The organism is Amycolatopsis kentuckyensis, from assembly GCF_002155975.1.
GTDB classification, from domain to species: domain Bacteria; phylum Actinomycetota; class Actinomycetes; order Mycobacteriales; family Pseudonocardiaceae; genus Amycolatopsis; species Amycolatopsis kentuckyensis.
This window is the reverse complement of sequence record NZ_MUMI01000380.1, coordinates 1-1,039: the sequence shown is the minus strand read 5'-3', so window position 1 is coordinate 1,039 and position 1,039 is coordinate 1. Positions and strand designations below refer to the sequence as shown.

The 1,039-nt window shown below is 69.6% G+C and carries 1 protein-coding gene and 1 pseudogene; one reads left to right on the top strand and one right to left on the bottom strand.

The features are described 5' to 3' along the window. Nucleotides 1-292: pseudogene (locus tag CCN39_RS32360) on the top strand (TetR/AcrR family transcriptional regulator); the annotation flags it as partial. A 152-nt stretch (nt 293-444) separates the two neighbouring features. On the opposite strand, the gene CCN39_RS32355 reads toward CCN39_RS32360, so the two are convergent. After that, complete coding sequence (locus tag CCN39_RS32355) at nt 445-858, bottom strand: histone-like nucleoid-structuring protein Lsr2 (protein ID WP_086848477.1); 414 nt, start codon at nt 856-858, stop codon at nt 445-447. Nucleotides 859-1,039: the final 181 nt, after the last annotated feature.

The window sequence follows — 1,039 nt, the reverse complement described above, 5'->3', positions numbered from 1 at the left end:
GCTCCCCGGGGAGCCGCACATGGGCCTGCTCCTGCAGGCGGGCGAAGCGGACTTCTTCACCGACGGCGTCGTTTCGCCGCTGGCGTTTTCGTACGGCGCGCGGATCCTCCGGAACCTGCCGGTGGACTGGACGGGCGCCGGGATCGCGACCGACGAGGAGCTCCGGGGTCTCGCCGAGGTCCTGATGCGGCTGTTCCTGTCGTTCCTGCAGTACCCGTCGACTCCGCCGCTCACCGATGACGAGCTGCGCGCCCTGGTCCGCCGCTGGATCGGACCGGCGCTGCGCGGATGACGTTTCCGGAAACGCCGCCGGGAATGCGCTGACAATTCCTGACAACGCGGGAAGTGTGACGCCTCCCACGCCGACGTCGGTGGCGAGGGGGGTTTCCACCCTCGCCACCGACGGTGCGGTGATCTCTCCCCAGTGATCTGCCGCCCACCGCGTTACTTCTTGGCGGCGGCGACCTTCTTGCGCGGAGCCCGCTTGCGCGGCGGGGCGGCGGGCGCCTCGGCCTCTTCGACCTGGGCCTGCTCGTAGGCGGCGATCACCTCGGAGGACAGGCGCCCCCGCTCGGAGACCTCGTAGCCGTTCGCGTTGGCCCAGGCGCGGATCTGCTGGTTGCGCTCGCGGTCGGTGGTGCTGGTGGTGGTCGACTGCCCGGTGGCGACCCGGACCTTGCGGCCGCCGATGCGCCGGCCGGCCGCGATGTAGCGGGCCAGTTCGTCGCGCAGGGCGGAGGCGTTCTCGTCCGAAAGGTCGATTTCGTAGGTGACGCCGTCGAGGCCGAACTGAACGGTCTGGGCGGCGGTGCTGCCGTCGATGTCGTCCAGGATCTCGACGAGGACTTTCTGGGCCACGGGAATGCTCCTCAGCTGGATGTGCGTCCGGGGGAACGCGACGTGTGACAAGTTGCACAATGGTCGGCGTTCTTCGGTGGAGTGTATCCACCCGAGGAGACGTACGGCAATTTCCTCCCGCTTTACGCGGAACGGCGGCGGCCCGGGCCGGTCCTGATAGGACTGGCCCGCCGCCGTTCCG